Source organism: Methylotenera versatilis 301, assembly GCF_000093025.1.
GTDB lineage: Bacteria > Pseudomonadota > Gammaproteobacteria > Burkholderiales > Methylophilaceae > Methylotenera > Methylotenera versatilis.
On record NC_014207.1, the window covers coordinates 1,227,508 to 1,245,728 of the forward strand.

The 18,221-nt window shown below is 42.1% G+C and carries 16 protein-coding genes; 7 read left to right on the forward strand and 9 right to left on the reverse strand.

Annotated features, from left to right (window positions below; all coding sequences use genetic code 11):
• Positions 1 to 70 precede the first annotated feature (70 nt).
• The 5 genes from M301_RS05625 to M301_RS05645 all read left to right on the forward strand — a co-directional run bounded on the left by M301_RS05625 (position 71) and on the right by M301_RS05645 (position 5,424).
• Entirely contained in the window at positions 71 to 1,348 is a 1,278-nt protein-coding gene (locus tag M301_RS05625; protein ID WP_013147798.1) for a pyridoxal phosphate-dependent aminotransferase, read from the forward strand.
• Entirely contained in the window at positions 1,345 to 1,782 is a 438-nt protein-coding gene (locus tag M301_RS05630) for a GNAT family N-acetyltransferase (protein ID WP_013147799.1), read from the forward strand. Before M301_RS05625 ends, M301_RS05630 begins: the two co-directional genes overlap by 4 nt.
• A complete protein-coding gene (locus M301_RS05635; RefSeq protein WP_013147800.1) occupies positions 1,782 to 3,095 on the forward strand; it encodes a homoserine dehydrogenase in 1,314 nt (437 codons plus the stop codon). The genes M301_RS05630 and M301_RS05635 overlap by 1 nt, the downstream gene beginning before the upstream one ends.
• A 4-nt stretch (positions 3,096 to 3,099) precedes the next feature.
• Positions 3,100 to 4,527: a threonine synthase gene (gene thrC / locus M301_RS05640; protein ID WP_013147801.1), complete on the forward strand. Its 1,428-nt coding sequence runs from the start codon at positions 3,100 to 3,102 to the stop codon at positions 4,525 to 4,527.
• A 102-nt stretch (positions 4,528 to 4,629) separates the two neighbouring features.
• Positions 4,630 to 5,424: a thymidylate synthase gene (locus tag M301_RS05645; RefSeq protein WP_013147802.1), complete on the forward strand. Its 795-nt coding sequence runs from the start codon at positions 4,630 to 4,632 to the stop codon at positions 5,422 to 5,424.
• A 162-nt stretch (positions 5,425 to 5,586) separates the two neighbouring features.
• Here the strand turns inward: M301_RS05645 and M301_RS05650 are convergent, their stop codons facing one another.
• From M301_RS05650 to M301_RS05670, 5 genes are all read right to left on the reverse strand, one after another.
• On the reverse strand, positions 5,587 to 5,937 hold the full coding sequence (locus M301_RS05650) for an EF-hand domain-containing protein (protein WP_013147803.1): 351 nt from the start codon (positions 5,935 to 5,937) through the stop codon (positions 5,587 to 5,589).
• Between the two features lie 553 nt (positions 5,938 to 6,490).
• On the reverse strand, positions 6,491 to 6,886 hold the full coding sequence (locus M301_RS14190) for an EF-hand domain-containing protein (protein ID WP_013147804.1): 396 nt from the start codon (positions 6,884 to 6,886) through the stop codon (positions 6,491 to 6,493).
• A 213-nt stretch (positions 6,887 to 7,099) separates the two neighbouring features.
• Entirely contained in the window at positions 7,100 to 8,470 is a 1,371-nt protein-coding gene (locus tag M301_RS05660) for a sigma 54-interacting transcriptional regulator (protein WP_013147805.1), read from the reverse strand.
• 15 nt (positions 8,471 to 8,485) lie between these two features.
• On the reverse strand, positions 8,486 to 9,094 hold the full coding sequence (locus tag M301_RS05665) for a hypothetical protein (protein WP_013147806.1): 609 nt from the start codon (positions 9,092 to 9,094) through the stop codon (positions 8,486 to 8,488).
• Positions 9,091 to 10,524: a HAMP domain-containing sensor histidine kinase gene (locus M301_RS05670; RefSeq protein ID WP_013147807.1), complete on the reverse strand. Its 1,434-nt coding sequence runs from the start codon at positions 10,522 to 10,524 to the stop codon at positions 9,091 to 9,093. The genes M301_RS05665 and M301_RS05670 overlap by 4 nt, the downstream gene beginning before the upstream one ends.
• A 48-nt stretch (positions 10,525 to 10,572) precedes the next feature.
• Here M301_RS05670 and M301_RS05675 point away from each other — a divergent pair, with 48 nt between their 5' ends.
• On the forward strand, positions 10,573 to 11,055 hold the full coding sequence (locus M301_RS05675) for a dihydrofolate reductase (RefSeq protein WP_013147808.1): 483 nt from the start codon (positions 10,573 to 10,575) through the stop codon (positions 11,053 to 11,055).
• Between the two features lie 58 nt (positions 11,056 to 11,113).
• Here the strand turns inward: M301_RS05675 and M301_RS05680 are convergent, their stop codons facing one another.
• Both M301_RS05680 and dcd read right to left on the reverse strand, forming a co-directional pair.
• Positions 11,114 to 13,354, reverse strand: a complete 2,241-nt coding sequence (locus M301_RS05680; RefSeq protein WP_013147809.1) for an arginine/lysine/ornithine decarboxylase — start codon at positions 13,352 to 13,354, stop codon at positions 11,114 to 11,116.
• A 33-nt stretch (positions 13,355 to 13,387) separates the two neighbouring features.
• Positions 13,388 to 13,963 (reverse strand): dCTP deaminase, encoded by a 576-nt coding sequence (dcd, locus tag M301_RS05685; RefSeq protein WP_013147810.1) that lies wholly within the window; start codon positions 13,961 to 13,963, stop codon positions 13,388 to 13,390.
• A gap of 96 nt (positions 13,964 to 14,059) precedes the next feature.
• Here dcd and M301_RS05690 point away from each other — a divergent pair, with 96 nt between their 5' ends.
• Positions 14,060 to 15,637, forward strand: a complete 1,578-nt coding sequence (locus M301_RS05690) for an alkaline phosphatase D family protein (RefSeq protein ID WP_013147811.1) — start codon at positions 14,060 to 14,062, stop codon at positions 15,635 to 15,637.
• 72 nt (positions 15,638 to 15,709) lie between these two features.
• On the opposite strand, the gene zwf is transcribed toward M301_RS05690, so the two are convergent.
• Positions 15,710 to 17,215, reverse strand: coding sequence for a glucose-6-phosphate dehydrogenase (zwf, locus tag M301_RS05695; RefSeq protein ID WP_013147812.1), 1,506 nt, complete (start codon positions 17,213 to 17,215; stop codon positions 15,710 to 15,712).
• A 90-nt stretch (positions 17,216 to 17,305) separates the two neighbouring features.
• Positions 17,306 to 18,094 (reverse strand): dienelactone hydrolase family protein, encoded by a 789-nt coding sequence (locus M301_RS05700; protein ID WP_013147813.1) that lies wholly within the window; start codon positions 18,092 to 18,094, stop codon positions 17,306 to 17,308.
• Positions 18,095 to 18,221 lie beyond the last annotated feature (127 nt).

The following is an 18,221-nucleotide window of genomic DNA, read 5'->3' on the forward strand; positions in this document are numbered from 1 at the left end:
TAGATACTGCCATTCTAATGTAAACTAACGCCTTTAACTATTGTACTTTTAAAGCAAAAATAAGCGCGCTATGCAGCCAATTAAATCAACTTCACCAGTTCAGCCAATTAATCCAGGTCAGCAGAAAGAGTTAGCTAAATCGAATAAGCTAGCCAACGTTTGCTATGATATTCGTGGGCCTGTATTGCAGCGAGCCCGTCAGATGGAGGACGAAGGTCAACGGATTATCAAACTGAATATTGGTAATCCTGGCGTGTTTGGCCTTGATGTGCCAGAAGAGATGATGCAAGACGTGATGCGTAATATGAGCAAAGCGGGTGTTTATACTGATAGCAAAGGTCTGTTTGAACCACGCAAATCTATCATGCATTACACGCAAAGCAAGCATATTGCTGGTGTAACAGTGGATGACATCATCATCGGTAATGGTGTTTCTGAGCTTATCGTAATGGCGATGCAGGGCTTGCTAAATAATGGTGATCAAGTATTAGTACCAATGCCAGATTACCCGCTTTGGACAGCCGCTGTGACTTTGGCTGGCGGTACAGCGCGGCATTACTTGTGTGATGAAGCAACAGGTTGGTTGCCAGATTTAAAAGACATGGAAGCTAAAATTACCGCAAATACGCGTGGTATTGTGGTGATTAACCCAAATAATCCAACTGGGGCTTTGTACCCGCGTGAGACCTTAGAAGGCATAATTGAAATCGCACGCCATCATGGCTTAGTTATTTTTGCTGATGAAATTTATGACAAAGTGTTATTTGATGGCAATGAGCATACCTCGATTGCTTCACTTGCTGATGATGTTCTGTTTGTGACCTTTAACGGCTTATCAAAAAACTATCGAGCATGTGGCTACCGTGCTGGCTGGATGATTTTAAGTGGCGAGAAAAAGCACGCAAAAGACTATATTGAGGGCTTGAATATGTTGGCCTCCATGCGTTTGTGTGCAAATGTACCAGGTCAATTGGCGATTCAGACAGCGCTCGGTGGTTATCAAAGTATTGATGATTTAGTGGCGCCAGAAGGTCGTTTATGCAAACAGCGTGACGTGGCTTATGACTTGCTGACAGCAATTCCAGGTGTCACCTGCACTAAGCCAGCAGCCGCGATGTATTTATTCCCAAGGTTAGACCCTGAAATTTATCCGATTGAAGATGACCAGCAATTTATTTTAGATTTGTTGCTAGAAGAAAAAGTATTGCTGGTGCAAGGTACTGGCTTTAATTGGCATACGCCAGATCATTTCCGCGTGGTGTTTTTGCCGAATGTAGATGATTTAACCGAAGCCATTCATCGTATTGCAAGATTTTTAGAAAATTATAGAAAAAAGCATGGCAAATGACACTTATCGAAGTCACCGATAATAGTGGGAGCATCATCGAGCTAGATTGGTTAGTAAAAGCTGAAGTGGTGCATAGGCAACTGCGTCCTATGCTTCCAACTGATTATGTGGCACGTATGCGCGTAATCTTTGCAAATGGTGCAAGATTATTAGTCGCTGAGCATGAGGGGCAGGTTGTAGGTCTAGCCGTATGGCGTTTAGTTGAGAATACCTATGAAGGCTTACGCTTATATATTGACGATTTAGTCACCGATGAAAATAAGCGCTCTACTGGTATTGGGAAGTTATTGTTACAGCACCTAGAGATCAAGGCAAAGAATTTTGGTTGCCATGTTTTAACTCTGGATTCTGGTGTGCAACGTGCAGCCGCACATAAGTTTTATTTTCGCGAGGGAATGCATATTCCATCGTTTTGTTTTAGGAAAAGTTTGTAATGAAATCATTAAAAGTAGGTTTGCTTGGCATCGGTACCGTTGGCGGTGGTACATATACGGTTTTAACGCGCAACGCAGCAGAGATTACACGTCGTACTGGCGTGGCGATTAATGTTGTACAAGTGGCAGATAAAAATATTGACCATGCTAAAGCCATTACAGGCGGCAAAGTAGATGTCACCAATGACGCTTTTGCGGTGGTGAATAATCCGGACGTAGATGTTGTGGTTGAGTTAATCGGCGGCTATACACTCAGTAAAAAGTTAGTGCTTAAAGCGATTGAAAATGGCAAGCATGTTGTGACGGCTAATAAAGCATTGTTAGCAACGCACGGTAATGAGATTTTTGCTGCTGCGCAGGCTAAAGGCGTGATTGTGGCTTATGAAGCAGCTGTTGCTGGCGGCATTCCTATTATCAAGGCTTTGCGTGAAGGTTTAGGCGCGAACAAGATTGAATGGGTTGCGGGCATTATTAACGGCACTACTAACTTCATTTTGACTGAAATGCGTGAAAAAGGCTTAGCGTTTGCTGATGTGTTAGGCGAAGCGCAGCGTTTAGGTTATGCAGAAGCTGATCCTACATTCGACGTTGAAGGTATTGATGCTGCTCATAAGTTAACAATCATGTCTGCGATTGCTTTTGGTATGCCGATGAAGTTTGATCAAGCTTATACAGAAGGTATTACCAAGCTTCAACAAACTGATATTAAGTATGCTGAAGAGTTAGGCTACAGAGTGAAGTTGCTTGGCATCACTAAGCGCACAGAAGCAGGTGTTGAGTTGCGTGTGCATCCGACTTTAATTCCAGAAAAACGTTTGGTGGCTAACGTAAACGGCGCGATGAATGCCGTGGTAGTGAAGGGTGATGCAGTGGGTCCAACCCTTTATTACGGTGCTGGTGCTGGTGCAGAGCCAACGGCAAGTTCAGTGGTGGCAGACTTAATGGATGTTGCACGTTTGAGCAGCGCAAGTGTTGAGCAACGCGTGCCGTATTTAGGCTTTCAAGCTGGGCAGCTTAATGATTTGCCAATTCTGCCAATCAGTGATGTGAATAGTGCTTATTACTTGCGCTTACGTGCTTCTGACAAACCTGGTGTATTAGCAGGTGTGACCAAAATATTGGCAGATCGCAATATTTCAATTGATGCGATGTTGCAAAAAGAGCCGGATGATAATGAAACCGAAGCAGACATTGTGATTTTGACGCATATTACCGTAGAAAAAAACATGGACGCAGGTATTGCTGAAATTGAAGCTTTACCAGCAATTGTTGGTAAAGTGGTTAAATTGCGTATGGAAGAGTTAGGCAAGTAATTTTATGAAATATATTTCTACTCGCGGGCAGTCGCCTGCTTTAAGTTTTAGCGAAATTCTACTAGGTGGCTTGGCACCAGATGGTGGTCTTTACCTTCCAGAAGCATATCCACAATTTACTGATGCCGACTTAACGGCGATGCGTGGCTTGAGTTATGCTGATTTGGCATTCGCAATTTTGAGCCGTTTGGTAGATGACATTCCTGCAGCTGATTTAAAAGCGATTATTGATAAAACTTATCGTGCAGATGTTTATGCATACACCCGAGCAGGGCAGAATGCGGCAGATATTACGCCAACAGTTAAGCTTGAAGATAACTTGTATCTGTTGAGCCTTTCTAATGGCCCTACGCTAGCCTTCAAAGACATGGCGATGCAGTTGCTAGGTAACCTGTTTGAATATGTGCTTACCAAAGAAGGTAAAACCACTAATATTTTAGGCGCAACTTCTGGCGACACAGGTTCTGCGGCTGAGTATGCAATGCGTGGTAAAAAAGGCATACGCGTATTCATGCTTTCACCTCATAAAAAAATGAGCCGCTTTCAAACTGCACAAATGTTCAGTTTACAAGACGACAACATTTACAATATTGCTGTCAATGGCGTGTTTGATGACTGCCAAGACATGGTGAAAGCGGTTTCAAATGATGCGGAGTTTAAAGCTAAATACAAAATCGGCGCGGTAAACTCCATTAACTGGGGCCGCATTATTGCCCAAGTGGTGTATTACTTTAAAGGCTACTTTGCCGTGACAAGTAATAATGCTCAAAAAGTCAGCTTTGCTGTGCCTAGTGGTAATTTCGGTAATGTTTGTGCAGGCCATATTGCGCGCATGATGGGTTTGCCAATTGATAAGTTGGTGGTTGCTACCAATGAAAACGACGTGCTAGATGAGTTCTTTAAAACAGGCGTGTACAGCCCACGTGGCTCAGCCAATACTTACCATACCTCTAGCCCTTCAATGGATATCAGCAAAGCCTCAAACTTTGAGCGTTTTGTTTACGACTTAGTCGGACGTGATGGCACAAAAACTCGGGCGCTTTGGAGCAAGGTAGATGCAGGGAATAGCTTTGATTTAAATGCAGATGGGTATTTTGCCAAAATTGCTGATTACGGTTTTCAATCTGGTAGCAGTTCACATGCTGACCGCATGAAAACCATTCGTGAAACTGCAGATAAATACCAAGTGATTGTTGATACGCACACAGCGGATGGTATTAAAGTGGCATTAGAGCTTCGTGATCCTAATGTGCCTATGGTGGTGCTAGAAACAGCCTTGCCTGCCAAGTTTGAAGATTCTATTGTAGAAGCTTTAGGCAAAGCACCTGAGCGTCCTGCAAGCTTGCAAGGCATAGAAAGCTTACCGCAGAAATTTACCGTGATGGATGCAAGTGATGCTGCAATTAAAAATTTTATCGTAAAAAATACCTAGCTCGTCATTCCGTGCTTAACACGGAATCCAGTGACTTTTCACTATAAGAGTTACTTGATACCGATTTTTGTCGGTGTGGAAAACAAAGAAAAAGGCGCTACTTTGAAACAATATACCGAGTTACTTAATCACGTATTAGCCCATGGTAATCAAAAAACAGACCGTACAGGCACTGGTACGCTTTCAGTGTTTGGTTATCAAATGCGTTTTAATTTAGAAGAAGGTTTCCCGCTTCTTACCACTAAAAAAGTGCATCTTAAATCTATCATTCATGAGCTACTCTGGTTCTTACAGGGCAGCACTAATATTGCTTATCTGAAAGAAAATGGCGTACGTATTTGGGATGAGTGGGCAGATGACAATGGTAATTTAGGCCCTGTTTATGGCTACCAGTGGCGCAATTGGCCTAAGCCAGATGGCACACACATCGACCAAATTACACAGGTCGTGAATGCCATTAAAAATAACCCAGACTCACGTCGCTTGATAGTTTCAGCTTGGAATGTAGCTGATGTTGATCAGATGAAGCTACCGCCTTGCCATGCTTTTTTTCAGTTTTACGTCGCAGACGGTAAGTTGAGCTGCCAGCTTTATCAACGCAGCGCAGACATCTTCCTTGGAGTACCATTTAACATTGCGTCTTACGCTTTGCTTACGATGATGGTGGCACAAGTTTGTGGCTTAAAGTTGGGTGATTTTGTGCATACGCTTGGTGATGCGCATATCTACACCAATCACATGGAACAAGTGCATGAGCAGTTGTCGCGTGATATCCGTAGCTTGCCCCAGATGCATATCAATCCAGAAGTGCACAACATTTTTGACTTCAAGTTTGAAGATTTTACGCTTGTAAATTACGACCCTCATCCAGCAATTAAAGGCTTAGTGGCAGTTTAGCGACTTCAGTTCACAACATAAAGCTAATACGTTTTGTACAAAAAAAGGTTGCTCTAGAAACTAGAACAACCTTTAAATTTTGTGACTTTAGGGGAGGAAGTCACAAAATTTTGAATAATTACTTAATACTTAAATTATTTTCAAGAATTAGTAATTAACGAATTAATACTTAGATGGAGGCGGAGTAGTTTCTGAAGTAGGGGTAGGCGCAGCTGTTTTAGCGCTTGCATACTCCTCCGCAGATATCATACCGTCATGATTTGCATCAATCGTATCAAACTGACCTGACAAAGCTTTATCTTTCACAGCTTCTTTCAAAGATATTTTACCGTCCTTATTAGCATCCAGTGCTTTGAAGTTCTCATCTGCTGGTGCCGCCTCTGCAACTTTACCGTCAGTTTTTACTGCTGTTGTATTATCAGCCAATGCCACATTATGAATGCCTGCCATAAGTAACAATGCAATAGCTGTTGTTGAAGCTTTTAAGATAATTTGGTTTGAATTTACTTTCATTGATATTGCTCCTAATGCTAAATAAAAAGGGCTTGCGCTATAGTATTAGCGAATACCGTGCCAACTTTATTTGTAAATATAATCAATGGGTTACGATAATTTTCAATTTTATTGAAAATTAATGTGTCGTTTCTAGGCGACATAAAAAAATACTTTCAGCTAACTATTTGAAATTAATGGGGTTTTATTGTCGCACTTGAACGACGGTTTGATCATTTAAGGTCTCTTCTAGTGTAGAGCACGTTGACTTTCTTGAAGTCAGGAAAAATCATTTAGCTAATCTGTGTATTTATCCCGAGCACTGTGCGGGAAATCCTTAACTAGTAGGCTAACGGCATCAATCAATATTTATAAAGTAGCCATTTACTAGTTTTTTGGTTGCAGTTTAGGAGTTTTAAATTTAAAGTACTTCAGTCAAAAAAGAGTAAAAAAAAAAGGTTGCCCTAAAAATTAGGGCAACCATAAAAACTTGTGACTCTAGGGGAGGGAGTCACAAGGGCTCAAACGTTTACTCAATACTGAAATTCTTTCTCAAGAATTACAAAATCACGACTTAATTCGTTGTCGGAGTTGCTGCAGGGCTTGGGGCTGATAAAGCAACCTTGTAGCTTGCGTACTCCTCTGCAGAAACCATTCCATCGTGATTTACATCGGCAGCATCAAACTGACCTGCCAAGGCTTTATCCTTTACCGCTTCTTTTAAAGACACTTTTCCATCTTTATTTGCGTCCAATACTTTGAAACTTTCATCTACTTGTGCCTTTGCTCCTGCATCTGTGGCTTTAGTATCTGTACTTTTCGCCTCTGAAACTTTAATGTCAGTTTTAATTGCATCTTTTAAGGCAGCTGTATTGTCTGCCAATGCCACATTGTTAATTCCTGCCATAAGTAGTAATGCAATTGCGGTTGTTGAAACTTTCACGATAACTGGCGTTGAATTTAATTTCATTGATAATGCTCCTAATGCTTAATAAAAGGGCTTGCGCTATTACATTAGCGAATACCGTGCCAACTTTTATTTTTAAATAAAATCAATGGGTTAGGAGTATTCTGGAATTTTATCGGGAATTTATATGTCGCTTATGGACGACACATAAGTATAGTTTTGGCTAACTGATTGAAATTACGGGATTTTTTTTGTCGTAATTAAACGACGATTTATCTAGTCAGGTGACTCATTTTCTTTAGAGGCTTTAAATGTGCTGGCTTGAATATGGTGGCGTTCTAGTAATCTGTAAAACTCTGTGCGGTTGCGTTGCGCAAGTTTTGCCGCCTGAGTAACATTGCCTTGAGTTGTTTTAAGGATATTAATCAGATAGTTAAACTCAAATTGTTGGCGAGCAACATCTAGCGGGATAACTGTATTTGCACCTTCTTGCAAAGCTTTTTGTACCAAATTAATCGGAATAACCTGCGTAGTTGCAAGCACTACAGTTTGTTCAACGATGTTTTGTAACTGTCGCACATTGCCTGGCCAAGGCGCTGTAATCAAAATTTCTAAGGCATCTGGTGCAAAACTATGTAATTTTTTCTTATATTTATCGCTAAAGACATGCAAGAAATGATTTGCAAGCAGGCTTACATCTTCGCGACGATTAGCTAACGATGGAATTTCCAAGCTTACGACATTGATGCGATAAAATAAATCTTCCCGAAAACGACCTTCTTTCATCTCATTAACTAAGTTGCGGTGGGTGGCTGAAATTAAGCGTAAATCTATTGGTATATTGGTCGTGCTACCTACAGGTCGTATCACGCGTTCTTGCAATGCGCGTAGCACTTTAACTTGCAAGGCTTGAGGCATATCGCCAATCTCATCTAAAAACAGTGTGCCGCCTTCTGCACTTTGGAACAGTCCAACATGGTTATTGATAGCGCCAGTAAAAGCGCCTTTGCTGTGACCAAATAGTTCTGATTCAAGTAGATTTTCTGGGATCGCACCACAGTTAATTGCCACAAAAGGTTTTGCGCTGCGTGGGCTGTAGCGATGAATTGCACGTGCCAGCAATTCTTTTCCAGAACCGCTTTCACCTTGAATAAATACGCTAGCATCGGTATTAGCAACGAGTTTGGCTTGACCAAGCAAACTCTCCATTATTGAACTGCGCGTTAGAATATCTGCACGCCAGCTATCATCCTCATTAGAGACTGTATGAGTTTGCGTGCCATTCAAGCGCAGCGCAGAGGCGACTTGTTGCAGCAGTGCTTGGCTATCAAACGGCTTGGTTAAAAAGCTGAACACACCGCGCTGCGTGGCATTAACGGCATCTGGTATAGAGCCATGCGCCGTTAACATAATTACGGGTAGGCTAGGGTGCGATTGTTGAATGGCGTCTAGTAAAGCCATGCCATCCATCGCAGGCATACGTAAGTCGCTAATCACCAAATCAGGTCTTTGTAGCATGATGGCAGACATTGCCTCAGCGCCATTGTTTGTCGTGACAGTGGCATAGCCAGCGGCATTCAAGCGCATGCTAATGAGCTTGAGTATATCTTTGTCATCGTCAACGATTAGAATGTTTGGAGTTTGCATGGTTTTCTTGTAAATTTAAGGTTTAGTCATGGGTTTACTGATTACCTTACTATCACGGTCACTAATGGTTTTTTCGATATTCTTTAAATCATTCAGTTTCTTATCTAAAGCATCATACTTTTGTTGTAAAGCTTCTAACTTCTGCTGACTTAAATCAAGCTTCTTCAAGTCATCTCTATTTTTTTGAGATTGCTTAATATCATCTAAAACGTATTCATAGAATAAACTTGTTAATGCCGACTCTGTTGGATTTAGGCTGTTTTCTTGCAGTAAGTCTTGTAGCAGGCTTTGAGCTTTTGCAGTGTCTCGTACGCGGCTACTCGGTAATGAAAGCATAATAGCCAGCTTGATGCGCTCTGTTAGATCGAATTTATTTTCTATGAGTGCACGATTCGTTTCGTTGAATGATTTCTTTTGTACATCCAAAGTTTCGTTTGAAAAACGGTCAATAAAAAGCAACAAACTATTTACGCGATCTTGTCTAGAAGCCGAAGTTTCTGCCTTTCTGATCTCTAACGATTTAGTCGTATTAGGCTCTTTTTCTGCAGGTTTATTCGTCACACTTGTGCATGCGCCTAGCGATAGCACTAAAACACTTAAACTGATTATTACTTTGATGCTCATCTAATCTCCAATTGGGGGATACTAACAATAAAATGCGCGCCTTGGTTTGACTCAGCGAGTTTGATGACGCCTTGATGCGCATTGACTAAATCTTTTGCGATGGTGAGTCCTAGACCACTGCCACCGATCAAGCTTTTATGCAGTGTGTTTCCCCGATAAAACGGGTCGAATAGTTGCGCCTGATCAAGCTCGGCTAGGCCGGGGCCATTATCTTTAACATCAATTATCCAAGTTTCTTTTTCGAATCTTGTCTGTACTGAAATTAAGCCTTGCTGCGGCGTGTACTTTACAGCGTTTGAAATAAGATTGTCTAAAATAATTGTCAATTTTTCTTCATCTGCAACAACAGTTTCAACATTGTAGTGAGTTTCTACTGCCAACTCTTTATTTCTAATGCTAAGCGCATGAGCATTAATTACTTTGTTAATGACTTCAGATAAATTTAATTGTACTAGTGTTAACTCGGCTTCAATAGATTCCATGCGCGTGTAATTAAGCAGGTTTTCTATCATTCTCTGCAAGCGGATGCTATTTTCGCGCAGAATCAGGGTAATCTCAGATTGCTGTGCAGTAAGTGCGCCACCGATGCCATCGTATAACAGTTCGGTGGCCTCTCTTATTGCGGTAAGAGGAGTTTTCAGTTCATGCGATACGTGCCTTAAAAACTGCTGTTTTTGTTCGTTCACTTCTTTAAGTTCGGTTCGCAACCAATCTAAGCGCTGTCCTAGAATGCGCAAGTCGCCAGGTCCATCTATGACAATGGGTTGCTCATATTCTCCTTTACCTAAATGTCTAATGGCCGCATCCATGCGTCTAATCGGTTTGGCGAGTAAGTAGGTAATGGCACCAGCCACTAGTAAAGCTAGCGGGATAAGCACTAAGCTTTGCAGAAATAATTTCTTCTGGGTCTGTTGTACGGTGAGCGTTAGTTGGCTGGATGCCGCATCTATGGCTAGGTTGTTTTCTTGCACGATGGTTTCTACCAATTGCGTGATTTGACTAAAGCTATTTAAAAAGCTTAAATCTGGTCCATTCATAGGCTTGCTACTTAGAATAGCCTCATGTAATTGCGATGTTTTAGCGCTTAATAACTGCAGATTTTTATGCTGAGATGGGCTATTGGCCAAAGCTTCAAGCTGAGAAATAGCGTCATTAAACTTAACGTGAGCTTGGTTATAATTGTTGAATAGTACATTGTCTTGAAGTACAAAATACTGCTTACTACTGCGCTCCATGAGGCTTAGCTGTTCTTGCAAGACACGTCCGGAGCGTGTGGTGACCACTGCATTTGAAATAGTAATTTGACTTTGTTTTGCAAGGTGATCAAAAGCAATATTCGCGTTCGCAAACACCCATAGCAATGGCACAATGGCAAATGCAAAGCCTACTAATAAAAGCTTTAAGAAAGAGCTTGGGTATTGAAATCGCATGTTTCTAGTCTAAAAGGTTTCCTTTAAAACATCTAGTATAATAGAGGCATGACACAACTTTCCATCATCGTGGCTATCGCCAACAACCAAGTCATCGGTATCAACAACACCTTGCCATGGCATTTGCCAGAGGATTTAAAGCGCTTTCGCGCCTTAACCACAGGCCATCACATCATTATGGGGCGTAAGACTTACGAGTCGCTAGGGCGTCTATTGCCAGGGCGTATTACGGTGATTGTGACACGTAATAAAGATTACCAACTAGAAGGAGCGTTAATCGCTCATTCCTTAGAGGCCGCAGTAGCTTTATGCAAAAACGATGATGAGGTATTCTTAATTGGTGGTGCGGAGTTGTATCAGGACGGGTTAAAACTTGCAGATAAACTCTATATTACCGAGGTCGATTTAACTGTTGATGGAGATGCATTTTTCCCCCAATTTGATTTAAATTTATGGCAAGAAACCACTCGTGAAGTTCATACTTCAGCGCAGGGTTTGCCGTTTAGTTATATTACTTACATGCGGAAATAAATAAGGCACAGTATTTATCTACGATGCCTTATTTATTACTATATTTACTTAGCTAGATTTATTGCTCTACACAATCTACAAAGTAAGTCGCTTTACCATCTACCACTACTTTTACTAAGCCGTGATTATCAGCCTCAAAGCCCGGGAATTTTTCATTGAATTCGCGCGCGAATTTGAGATAATTCACAATCACTTTGTTAAAACGCTCGCCAGGAATGAGTAGCGGAATGCCAGGTGGATAGGGAGTTAACAATACTGCAGTAATGCGGCCTTCTAAATCATCAATCGGCACGCGGTCCATTTTGCGGTGCGCCATTTTTGCAAATGCATCAGTTGGCTTCATCGCAGGTACCATGTCAGACAAGTACATTTCAGTGGTTAAGCGCGCTACATCGTTAGCTCTGTACACAGCATGTATTTGCTCGCATAAATCACGTAAACCAATCTTTTCGTAGCGTGGTTGTTTTTGTACGAATTCAGGTAACACTTTCCATAGTGGCTGGTTCTTGTCGTAATCATCTTTAAATTGCTGTAAAGACGCTACCATCGTGTTCCAACGGCCTTTGGTGATGCCAATGGTAAACATGATGAAGAATGAGTAAAGACCAGTTTTTTCAACAATGACACCATGTTCAGCCAAGTATTTGGTGACAATGGCGGCAGGAATGCCGAATTTATCTGAGAAGTTACCTTTAATATCCAAGCCGGGGGTAATAATGGTCGCCTTGATAGGATCCAGCATATTAAAGCCTGGTGCAAGGTTGCCAAAGTCATGCCAAGCATCATTAGCTTTAAGCATCCAGGCATCACGTTCTTCCAAGCCTTCTTCTGATAAATCGTCAGGGCCCCAAACTTTAAACCACCAGTCAGTACCCCACTCTTCGTCGACCTTACGCATCGCACGACGGAAATCAAGCGCTTCCATTAAGCTTTCTTCAACTAATGCGGTACCGCCAGGCGCTTCCATCATGGCTGCCGCCACGTCAATACTCGCCACAATAGAGTATTGCGGACTGGTTGAAGTGTGCATCAAATAAGCTTCATTGAAAATGTCGCGGTCTAGCTTATTATTTTCGGCATCTTGTACCAAAATTTGACTCGCTTGGCTTAAGCCTGCAAGCAATTTATGTGTAGATTGCGTTGAAAACACCATACTTTCTTTGCAACGTGGGCGACCTTCGCCAATTGCATGGTAGTCACCATAGAAGTCATGGAAAGTCGCGTGTGGCAGCCATGCTTCATCAAAGTGTAAGGTATCGATTTTGCCATCTAACATGTCTTTAATTTCTTCCACGTTATACAGCACGCCATCATAGGTAGATTGCGTAATGGTCAGGACACGTGGTTTAGATGTTTTATCTAGAATGAATGGATTGCGATCGATTTTCTTTTGAATGTTTTCCCATTCAAATTCACTTTTTGGAATCGGCCCGATAATGCCGAAGTGATTGCGTGTTGGCATTAAAAATACTGGAATCGCGCCCGTCATAATAATGGCGTGCAAAATAGATTTATGACAATTTCTATCTACAACCACAACGTCACCTGGCGCTACGGTAGAGTTCCAGACCATCTTGTTTGATGTTGAAGTGCCGTTAGTCACAAAGTACAGATGGTCACAGTTATAAATGCGCGCTGCATTGCGCTCAGAGGCCGCTACAGGCCCTGTATGGTCAAGCAACTGACCTAGCTCATCCACCGCGTTACAAACGTCAGCACGCAGCATGTTTTCACCGAAGAATTGATGAAACATTTGACCCACTGGAGATTTCAAAAAAGCCACGCCACCAGAGTGACCTGGGCAATGCCAAGAGTAAGAGCCATCAGCTGCGTATTCAGTCAGCGCTTTAAAGAATGGTGGTGGTAAGCTGTCTAAGTAAGCTTTAGCCTCACGCAGAATATAGCGAGCAACGAACTCAGGTGTATCTTCATACATGTGAATGAAGCCATTTAATTCACGCAAAATTTCGTTAGGAATGTGGCGTGAGGTGCGAGTTTCACCGTGCAAGAAAATTGGAATCTCTTCATTACGGTAACGAATTTCGTCTACGAATTTACGTAAGTTATCTAGCGCATCACGATTTCCTTCAATGAATTCATTGTCATCAATCGATAAGATAAATGCTGACGCACGACTTTGTTGTTGTACAAACGAGGTAAGGTCACCATAACTGGTGACGCCTAACACTTCAAAGCCTTCAGTTTCAATGGCTTTGGCGAGCATACGTATGCCTAAGCCAGATGAGTTCTCTGAGCGAAAATCTTCGTCGATGATGACAACGGGAAAACGAAATTTCATTAAATAGAAATCCTTAATTAATCTTACTAAATATTAAATCTTAGGTAAGGTCACACCAACTTGACCTTGATATTTGCCGCCACGATCTTTGTAGCTGGTTTCGCACACATCATCTTCATCTGCTTCAAAAAATAGAACTTGCGCGCAGCCTTCGTTTGCGTAAATTTTAGCTGGTAGTGGGGTGGTGTTGCTGAATTCTAGCGTGACATAACCTTCCCACTCTGGTTCGAATGGCGTTACGTTAACGATAATCCCGCAGCGGGCGTAAGTTGATTTGCCTAAACAAATCGTAAGTACGTTACGTGGAATGCGGAAGTACTCCACTGTACGAGCTAAGGCAAACGAGTTTGGTGGAATGATGCAATAATCAGCATTCACTTCAACAAATGAATTTGGGTCAAAGTTTTTCGGGTCAACAATGGTGCTGTTGATATTGGTGAACAGCTTGAATTCTTTGCTGCAGCGAATATCATAACCATAGCTTGATGTGCCATATGACACCATACGTTCGCCATTGGCATTCTGTTTGACTTGATTGGGCTCGAACGGCTCTATCATGCCATGTTGCTCCGCCATGCGGCGTATCCATTTGTCTGATTTAATGCTCATAATGTTTGAAATGTTTTATGATTAATAAAAGAACTGCATTATAAGGTGAATGTAGAAAATTTAGGGGTATTAATCTGAATTTTTAGGGAGTTTTTGATGCTAAAACTGGGCCCGATATTAAAGTTTTTAGGTTGTGATAGTGATGAATGGCGACTAGGCGTGCTTGCAGTAACTGCAGATACTGACTCTGCGCCAGAATTGAGCATTGCAGGCAAGTTGTTAACCATCAAATCGCAGCAATTATTACTGTACACTAAGTCAAAATTATGGCTGTGGGAATGCAGTATTACGCTAGCTGCTAAAGCACAAAGTGTTGAATATAAACTCAATAATGTGACTTACTCAATCACAGTTCCAGCAAAGAATCAAAAACCAGCCATTGCTTATGCTTCTTGCAATGGCTTTTCTGACCCCAAGTTAATGAAGAATGTGGCTGATCAGAATGCTTTGTGGAAGCGCATGAAAGCATTGCATGATGGCGTAGACACAATACGCACAACGCGTTATGGACCTTGGCACATTTTGCTAATGGGTGGCGACCAAGTATATTCAGATGCAATGTGGAATAAAAAATATTGCCGTAACCTCGCCGCTTGGGCTGAGTTGCCTTGGGATAAGCGAAAAGGGCGTTCTTTTACATTAGATATGCAAAAGGAAGTAGAGCGTTTTTTTGAGGAGTTGTACATTTCACGTTGGGCTCAACCCGAAATAAGTCAAGCGATGGCGAGTATTCCAAGTGTCATGATGTGGGATGATCATGATATTTTTGACGGTTGGGGTTCATATCCTTATGAGCAACATAATTGCGATGTGTATCAAGGTATTTTTAAAGTTGCAAAAGCCTATTTTAAACTGTTTCAATTGCAATCTATTGACGCGCTTCCCAGTGCCACTTTGCCAGATCAAGATGTATTCAACCAAGCTTATCGCATTGCTGATATAGGTTTAGTAGTGCTGGATATGCGCACAGAACGTATGCCACATAATCCTGAAGACGAACATGGTAATACTTTGCCAGACCAAGTGATGAGCGAGAAAAGTTGGAATGCCGTATATAAATGGCTAGATATGCAACGTGATTTATCGCATTTGCTAGTCATGTCTAGCATTCCTGTTGTGCATCCTAGTATGGATTTGTTAGAAAGTATGCTGGGATTCATTCCAGGGCAGCAAGAGTTGGAAGATGATTTACGCGACCATTGGCGATCTAAATCACATATGCAGGAACGCCTTAGGTTAATACAGCGTTTACTTAGATTATCTGCCGAGAAAAAGTGTCGAGTAACGATTTTGTCAGGAGATGTGCATGTGGCTGCTGTGGGTGTCATTGAGTCCGACCGCAACGATGTGCCGCCGAACGCTTCTGTTATCAATCAACTAACATCTTCTGGCATCGTTCATCCGTCTCCACCAGCTGTCGTACGTTATTTTTTAGAGCAAGCTTGCAAGGTGGTTGAGACGGTTGATAGGGGAGTTACCGCGAGGATGTTTGAGTTTCCCGCGACGACTCGCCGACTGATAGGGGCAAGAAATTTTTTAACTTTAGAACCAGATGCGCAAGATAGGTTATGGGCGAACTGGTGGGTGGAAGGTGAAGTGACGCCGACAACGAAGGTGATACATCCTGTGCAGCTCAAACAAAACGCGATTGAACCGCAGTCTAACCCTAAATAATACTTTGCTATGTTTAGCGAACATAAAAAACGGCAGGATTAACCTGCCGTTTTGTTTGAAGCTTAATTGAAGTTAGTGTTTATCGCCACCTAGTTCAATACTGTATCGCCAGAATTGATCTTTTGTTTCAAAAATAACGCTAGACTCTTCAGGGTCGCGATTGCCGGCGGTGTATTGGTGTAATGGTGTTTTGTCTGCGGCCCAAGCTTTAACGATTGGGTCAACTAAACGCCATTGCGCTTCTACTTCACTAATGTGTAGATATTGTGACGGGTCACCTTCCATTAGATTCAGCATTAACGTTTCATAAGAATCGATAGTTTCATCTTCTTTTTGGCGTTGAGGCGCATCGATGCTTAAAGTGCGTGTCGCAATATCTAAACCAGGAATTTTTGATTCGATTTCTAGTTTGATACATTCACGTGGCTGAATATTGATGGTTAACCAGTTTTGATGTTGGCCTTCCACTAATTGCATCGGTGATTTTTTGAAGCGGATAGAAATCGCTGTGTTACCTTCATGCATGCGTTTTGCCGTGCGCACGTAGAACGGCACACCTTGCCAGCGTGGGTTATCAATAAACAGCTTCACTGCTGCGTAGGTTTCAGTAATGCTTGAATCTACGCCATCACGTTTAAGTTCTTCTAAATAACCTTGTACGTTTTCGCCATGACCATCGGCAGCACATACGCGTCCAGCTTTATATTGCGCGCGGAAGGCTTGTTTATTGATGTTGCTGACATCAACTGGGCGAATCGATTGAAGCAGCTTAACTTTTTCTGCACGAATACTTTCCGGTTTTAGATCGGCTGGTTTTTCCATTGCAGTAAGTGCTAATGTTTGCAATAAATGACTTTGCATCATATCGCGCAACGCACCAGTAGCATCATAAAATGTAGTGCGTTCACCTACACCTAAAGTTTCATTATTGGTGATTTGTACGTGGTCAATGTGTTCTTTATTCCACAATGGCTCAAATATTGCATTGGCAAAACGCGTCAACATAATGCCTTGTACTGCTGATTTACCTAAGTAATGGTCAATGCGGTAGATTTGACTTTCTTTGAGGTGTTTTGTGAGTCTGGCTTGTAAGTCTTGCGCACTAGGTAAATTAGTACCAAATGGTTTCTCAATCAACACACGACGCCAGTATTGGCTCTCATTAAGTAAGCCTACCTCTGAAAGTTGCTCAACAACTGGCGCAAAGTCAGTAGGGCGTACAGATAGGAAATAAGCAAAATTTTGAGGAAATATTTTGGCATCACCTAAGGTAGCGCTCATTTTTTTGTAAGCATCAGGATCGTCAGACGCATTTGCAAAGTAATGATTACGTGCGATAAAGCGTTCAAACACTTTTTGATCGTAACCATTTTTAAATTTGGCATCTAGCATGCCCTTGATGTCTGCTAGCCAGTCGTCACGCGACACTTCGCTGCGGCCTACAGAAAGTATTGCCATATGTTCTGGAAGACGACCAGCTGCATCTAAACGGAACAGGCCGGGCATTAATTTGACTCGGGATAGGTTGCCGCTAGCGCCGAACAATACCAGCGTACAAGGATCTATTTTTTTAACCATGATATGAGAAAAACCTTAAATTGGATTTTAAAAAAGTGTGTAATTTAGTTGTGTGTATTTAATTAAGTGCATTAGTAAAACTGATTATTTCTAATGGCGCGCTTCTGCTGAACCGTCTGACTCCATATCCAAATCACCCCAGCCTAAACGGCGATTGAACAGTTCAAGCAATAAATCCCAGCTTAAACGTGAAAGTGCAGGGTCGTAACGGTGACCTTCATCGCGCATGAATGCGTGTTGGCCATTAAACTCATGCCACGTGTAGCGTGTGCCAACCTCATCGAGGCGTGCTTTCACCATATTACGACCTTCTAATGGTACGTGCGGGTCTTGGCGTCCCCAGATATGTAACAGCTCACCTTTAATTTCGCCGGCACGCTCTAATGAGTTATCGTTTTTGCCTAGTCCTAAAGACTTTTTGTGTATGTCGGTTGCGTAGAAACATACAGCAGCCCGTACTTCTGGATTCATTGCAGCGCGAAAAGCAAGATGCCCACCTATGCAGATACCCATAACGCCTAAACGGCCTGTGCAGTCACTACGTGATTTTAGATAGTCTAGTACCGCTTTAGCGTCACTGTCGTAAGCATCTACAGGTTTTGTGGTTTTAAGTTCATTGCCACGTATCGTGCCTGCCTCATCGTAAGCGAGTACTGTGCCTAGCGGTTCAAATTCATGATAGATTTCTGGGCAGGCAACAATAAAGCCATGGCCAGCTAACATGGCTGCTGTACGACGAATAGGTGCGGTGACTTGAAAAATTTCAGAAAACATCAAAATGGCAGGGTATTTACCTGGTGCGGCAGGGCGGAAAATATGTGCGCGCATTTCACCTGTTGGTGTATTAAGGTCAACAACTTCACTGTCTTTAATTAACATTGTCTGTTCCAAATAGAAGCTATCTACAATAGCCATATATGATAAAGCAAGCAGGCAAATTCATACAGTGATTTGATAGAAAAAGTATAAAAAGCATGACAATTTTCTTGATTTCGTGTCCAATTCG